General features: G+C 72.5%; 4 protein-coding genes. All 4 read right to left on the bottom strand.

Annotated elements, in window-relative coordinates:
• On the bottom strand, positions 1 to 1,973 hold a 1,973-nt coding region (locus tag B9S61_RS00970; RefSeq protein WP_258039492.1), incomplete at its 3' end, for a prolyl oligopeptidase family serine peptidase.
• Between the two features lie 4 nt (positions 1,974 to 1,977).
• Positions 1,978 to 3,282: a M20/M25/M40 family metallo-hydrolase gene (locus B9S61_RS00965; RefSeq protein ID WP_103540470.1), complete on the bottom strand. Its 1,305-nt coding sequence runs from the start codon at positions 3,280 to 3,282 to the stop codon at positions 1,978 to 1,980.
• Positions 3,275 to 4,108 carry a M55 family metallopeptidase gene (locus tag B9S61_RS00960; protein ID WP_103540469.1) on the bottom strand — a complete coding sequence of 278 codons (834 nt, stop codon included), beginning with the start codon at positions 4,106 to 4,108 and terminating at the stop codon, positions 3,275 to 3,277. The genes B9S61_RS00965 and B9S61_RS00960 overlap by 8 nt, the downstream gene beginning before the upstream one ends.
• 203 nt (positions 4,109 to 4,311) lie before the next feature.
• Positions 4,312 to 5,709, bottom strand: coding sequence for an MFS transporter (locus B9S61_RS00955; protein ID WP_103540468.1), 1,398 nt, complete (start codon positions 5,707 to 5,709; stop codon positions 4,312 to 4,314).
• Between the last annotated feature and the right edge of the window lie 22 nt (positions 5,710 to 5,731).

The following is a 5,731-nucleotide window of genomic DNA, read 5'->3' as shown; positions in this document are numbered from 1 at the left end:
GGCGGTTCCATCCCGAACACCTGGGCGTACAGGGACAGCTCCGCCTCCAGGGCGCGCACCATCGTCTCGGCCCGCCGGAAGCCGTGGCTCTCGCCCTCGAAGGTGAGATACGCGTGCGGCACGCCCCGGCCGGCCAGCCGGGCCAGGAACCGCTCGCACTGCACGGGCGGGCAGATCACGTCGTCCAGCCCCTGGAGCATCAGGAAGGGCACGGTGAGCCGGTCGGCGTGCTCGACGGGCGACCGCTCCGTGTACCGTCCGGGCACCTCGGCGCGCGGGCCGATCAGGCTCTCCAGGTACTGGGACTCGAAGTCGTGGGTCTCCCCCGTGCCCCAGCCGGCGAGGTCGAGCACCGGGTAGATGATGGTGCCGCAGGCGTAGACGTCGGTCGTGGTGAGCGAGGCGGCGGTGGTCCAGCCGCCGGCGCTGCCGCCGCGGATGGCGAGCCGGTCGCGGTCGGCGGTGCCCTCGTCGGCGAGGGCCAGCGCGACGGCGGCGCAGTCCTCGACGTCGACCACGCCCCACTGTCCGCGCAGCCGGTTGCGGTACGCGCGGCCGTAGCCCGTGGAGCCGCCGTAGTTGACCTCGGCGACGCCGATGCCGCGCGAGGTGAAGTAGGCGATCTCCAGGTCGAGTACGAGCGGCACCCGGCCGGTGGGGCCGCCGTGCGCCCAGATCACGTACGGCGGGAGCCGGTCCGCGGGGCCGGTGCACCCTGGATGGTGCGGCGGATAGACCTGGGCGTGGATCTCGCGGCCGTCCGGTCCGGTGAACGTGCGGACCTGCGGCTCGGGGTAGTAGGCGGGGTCCACGGCGTCCCGGTGCGCGGCGCCGATCACCCGGGCCCGGCCGGTGCGGGTGTCCAGCTCCACCACCTCGTGGCCGCTGCGCGGGCCGGCCCCGACGGCGACGACCCTCCCCCACCCTCCGGGCGGGGGGACCCCCATCTCGCTTCGCTCCCGGTGGGCGGCCACCGAGGGCGCGAACTCGGTCCAGGGACCGGCGGCGTCGACGACCTCACCGGTCTCGGGGTCGAGTACGCCGAGCGCGGGGGCGCCCCGGCCGTGCACGACCGCGATCAGCCCGCCGTCGAGCGGGGCGAACCAGCGGTGCCCCAGCTTCCACAGCGGCCCGCCGAACTCCTCCTCGCGCGGGCAGAGCGGCTGTCCGTCCCGGTAGAGGTTCCACCAGCCGGTGCGGTCGCTGGTGTACAGCAGCCGTCCGTCGTGGGTCCAGTCCGCCTGGGGGACGGACTCCTCGGGTCCGCCGGCCACCGTACGGGCGCCGGTCAGGGTGCCGTCCGGTGTGACGTCGGCGACCAGCAGCTCCGTGCCGTCCCACGGCATGCGCGGATGGTCCCAGCCGATCCAGGCGGCGCGCCGCCCGTCGGGCGAGAGGCGCGGTCCGGTGACGAACCGGTGCCGCCCGTCGGTCAGTTCCCGCACGGCCGTCCGGTCGTCGGCGGCGGAGCCGTCCACCGGTACGGCGGCCAGCACGCGGCGTACGTCGCTGGGCCCGTCACCGGTGAACTCCTCCAGGACGCACCACACCTCGCCGCGCTCCGGCAGCAGCACCGGCTCGGCCCAGCGCAGCCCTTCGCCGACCGGCGACACCGGGGTGAGCGGGCGGGGTTCGCCGCCCGGCTCGTACCGGTACAGGCGCTGGTCGGCGAAGTTCACGAACACGACGACCGGCGCGCCGTCGTGGACGGCACCGGCCCACGGGAGGCCGCCGTACTCGATGACCCGGGTGCGCACGTTCCACGGCGCGGGCAGCACGGACTCCTCCGTGCCGTCGGCATGCCGGCGCACCAGCGTGCGCCGGCCGGCCTCGGCGGGCCGGGGCTCGGTCCACCACACCTCGTCGCCGACGAAGCCGGCGAACTCGGGGCTGCCGTCGTGGGCCGCGGCCGTGGCCGCGTCGATGGGCGAGGGCCACTCGCCGTACGACAGGGTCCGCACTGTCTCCCCCACTCGCTCAGGCCGTCCGCAGGAACCGGTCGAGGACACGGACACCGAAGCGGAGCGCCTCCACCGGGACGCGCTCGTCGACCCCGTGGAACAGGGCCTGGTAGTCGAATCCCTCCGGCAGCTTCAGCGGCGCGAAGCCGTAGCCGGTGATGCCGAGCCGGGAGAACTGCTTGGCGTCCGTGCCGCCGGACATGCAGTACGGCACGACGTGCCCCTCGGGCGCGAACTCCTCCACCGCGGCCCGCATCCGGAGATACGTCGGCGACTCCACCGGCGCCTGGAGCGCCACCTCGTGGTGCGCGAACTCCCAGTCGACGTCCGGTCCGGTGAGCCGGTCCATGGTCGCGCGGAACTCGTCCTCGGCCCCCGACAGGAAGCGGCCGTCCACATGCGCCACGGCCTCACCGGGGATCACGTTGACCTTGTACCCGGCGTCCAGCATCGTCGGGTTCGCGCTGTTGCGGACGGTGGCCTCGACGAGCTTGCCCGCCGTGCCGAGCTGGTCCAGCAGGGTGTCCACGTCGGACAGGTCCGACTCGATGCCGTACAGGGCGGCGAGTTCGCCGAGCGCGGCCCGCACCGTCGGAGTGAGCCGCAGCGGCCACTGGTGCTCGCCGATCCGGGTGATGGCGGCGGCGAGGCGGGTCACCGCGTTCTCCCGGTTGACCTTGGAGCCGTGCCCGGCGCGGCCGCGCGCGGTGAGTTTCAGCCAGGCCGTGCCGCGCTCGCCGGCCGCGATCGGGTAGAGCTGCCGTCCGTCGCCGTCGTGGAAGGTGAACGCGCCCGACTCGCTGACGCCCTCGGTGCAGCCCTCGAAGAGGTGGGCGTGCCGGTCGGCGAGGAACCCGGAACCGTCCTCCGCGCTGGCCTCCTCGTCGGCGGTGAACGCGACGACGATGTCACGGCGGGGCCGCACGCCCTCGCGCGCCCAGGCCCGCACCACGGCCAGGATCATCGCGTCCATGTTCTTCATGTCGACGGCGCCGCGCCCCCAGACGACCCCGTCCCGGACCTCGCCGGAGAACGGGTGCACGCTCCAGTCGGCCGCCTCGGCCGGTACGACGTCCAGATGCCCGTGCACGAGCAGCGCGTCGGCCGACGGGTCGGTGCCCTCCAGGCGCGCGACGACGTTGGTCCGGCCGGGGGTGCGCTCGAGCAGCACCGGTTCCAGACCGGCCTCGGCGAGCCGGGCGGCGGCGTACTCGGCGGCGGGCCGCTCCTGGCAGTCGCCTCCGCCCCTGTTGGTCGTGTCGATCCGGATCAGGTCGGACGTGAAGGTCACGACCTCGTCCATCGCCCGCTCGTCAGCCATACTGCTCCTCCACCGCGTTCGAGGCGATCGTGGTGACCGCCTTGAAGGTGCGGATTCCCTCGTACATGGTCGCGCTGGTGTATGCCACCCTGCGCTCGCCGGTCCGGGCCACGCCCGGCACGACGGTGGCGGCCATCGCCAGATGTTCCGCGTCGAACTCCACCGCGACGGTGAAGGGCCCGCCGTCGACCGGCTCCCGGCGCACCGCCAGCGCGGCCGCCTCCTTGGCCGCCGCGCGGATCTCGGCGGCGGTCCTGGCAGGGGTGCGGCACACCGCCGCGTACCGGGACACGTGGTCCTTGACGGCGACCTTCCGAGCCTCCGGCGCGTAGCCGAGCGCGTCCTCGCAGGCCACGTCGTCTCCGGTGACCAGGATCACCGGCACCCCGTACTCGGCGACCACATGCGCGTTGAGCAGGCCCTCGCTGGCCCGTACGTCGTTGACCCACACCCCGGTGATGGAGTTGGCGAGGAAGGTGTGCGCGAGGACGCCCTCCATACCGGCGCCCGCGTGGTAGCCGATGAACGCGATGCCGTCGACGTCGTCGTGCTGCACGCCCTCGACCATGGACAGGGCCTTGTGCCGGCCGGTGAGCATCTCGGCCCGCTCGTCGAGCTGCTCGAGGAGCAGATTGCGCATGGTCCAGTGGGCTTCGTTGATCAGCACCTCGTCGGCGCCGCCGTCGAAGAAGCCCTGCACGGCGGCGTTGACGTCCGAGGTGAACATGGACCGGCACCGCTCCCACTGGGGAGTCCCCGGCAGCACGTCGGCCGGCCAGGTGACACCGGTGGCGCCCTCCATGTCGGCGCTGATGAGGATCTTCATGCGTATGACGCTACATCCCGAAGAATATGCTGGCCAGGGGCGGCTCGACAGTCATAGGTCCACACCAATGAGAGGCCGCCCGGCGGGTGGCTTCGCGGGTGGTGAGGCGCTGCGCGGTCGCCCGGTCCCTGCCGCTTCGCCGCGGTCCTGCATGCCGGGGCCCGCCCGTCCCCTCCCGGGCGGGCCCCGGCACAGCGGGTCTCTCAGACCTTGTCGGTACGGGCGAGCGAGGCCTCCTGGCGCTGCCGGGACGGTGGCACCGTCCCGGTCGTCGAGCGGGTCAGGTCCCGGCCGCGGGTCTCCTTGACGACCACGACGGTGAGGGTGGTGACCAGTGCGGCGGCGGAGAGGTAGAGGGCGATGGGCGTCGAGGAGCCGTAGTTCCTGAGGAGTTCGACGGCGATGATGGGAGCGAGGGCGCCCGCGACGATGGAGGCCAGCTGGGACCCCATGGAGGCCCCGGAGTAGCGGACCCTGGTGTCGAACATCTCGGAGATGAAGGCGGCCTGCGGCCCGTACATGGCGCCGTGGAGCAGGAGACCCACGGTGACCGAGAGGGTGATCACGGCGAAGGACTCCGTGTCGACCAGGGCGAAGAACGCGAACGCCCAGACCGCCATGCCGACGGATCCGATCAGCGTCACGGGCCTGCGGCCGAGCCGGTCGGAGAGGGCGCCCCACATCGGGATGGCGACGAAGTGGACGGCCGAGCCGATCAGGACGGCGTTCAGGGCGGTGCTCTTGGGCAGGTCCAGGTGGACGGTGACGTAGACCAGCAGGAAGGAGGTGAGGACGTAGTAGGAAATGTTCTCTCCGAACCGGGTGCCGATGGCGCCGAGCACCTCACGCCAGCTGCGGCGGAAGACCTCGACCACCGGGGCCTCGTCCTTGGCTCCCCGCTCCGCCTCGGCCTCCGCCTTGGCCCGGGCGGCGAGGAAGACCGGCGATTCGGACACCGAGACGCGGATCCACAGCCCGATCACCACGAGCACACCGGAGAGCAGGAAGGGGACGCGCCAGCCCCAGGAGAGGAAGGCCTCTTCCGACTGGACGGCGGCCAGCAGGGCGAGGACACCGGTGGCCAGCAGGTTGCCGCCGGGAGCGCCGGACTGCGGCCAGGAGGCCCAGAAGCCGCGGTGCTTGTCCCCGCCGTGCTCGGAGACGATCAGCACGGCCCCGCCCCACTCGCCGCCCAGGGCGAAACCCTGGACCAGGCGCAGGACGGTCAGCAGGATCGGCGCGCCGACACCGATGGTGTCGTAGGTGGGCAGCAGACCCATGGCGAAGGTGGCGCCGCCCATCAGCATCAGGCTGAGCACGAGCAGCTTCTTGCGGCCGATCTTGTCGCCGAAGTGTCCGAAGACCATGCCGCCGATCGGCCGGGCCACGAATCCGATCGCGTACGTGATGAAGGCGAGCAGGGTGCCGACCAGCGGGTCGTCGGCCGGGAAGAAGAGGGTGTTGAACACGAGTGCGGCGGCGGAGCCGTAGAGGAAGAAGTCGTACCACTCGATGGTGGTGCCGATCAGGCTCGCACTGACGATTCTGCCGATACCGCCGGAACGGCGCTTGCCCGGCTGAGCGGCTGTGGTCTCGGTCATGGATTCACCGGTTCTCGGGTGC

Origin of the sequence: Streptomyces sp. SM1, from assembly GCF_002910825.1 — a bacterium.
GTDB lineage: Bacteria > Actinomycetota > Actinomycetes > Streptomycetales > Streptomycetaceae > Streptomyces > Streptomyces okerensis.
The sequence above is the reverse complement of the archived record's forward strand: the minus strand, read 5'-3'. Positions and strand labels throughout refer to the sequence as shown.

Excerpts from the sequence above, each read along its gene's own strand:
- B9S61_RS00960 (WP_103540469.1), bottom strand. The coding sequence starts at position 4,108 with ATGAAGATCCTCATCAGCGCCGACATGGAGGGCGCCACCGGTGTCACC.
- B9S61_RS00965 (WP_103540470.1), bottom strand. The coding sequence starts at position 3,282 with ATGGCTGACGAGCGGGCGATGGACGAGGTCGTGACCTTCACGTCCGAC.
- B9S61_RS00955 (WP_103540468.1), bottom strand. The coding sequence starts at position 5,709 with ATGACCGAGACCACAGCCGCTCAGCCGGGCAAGCGCCGTTCCGGCGGT.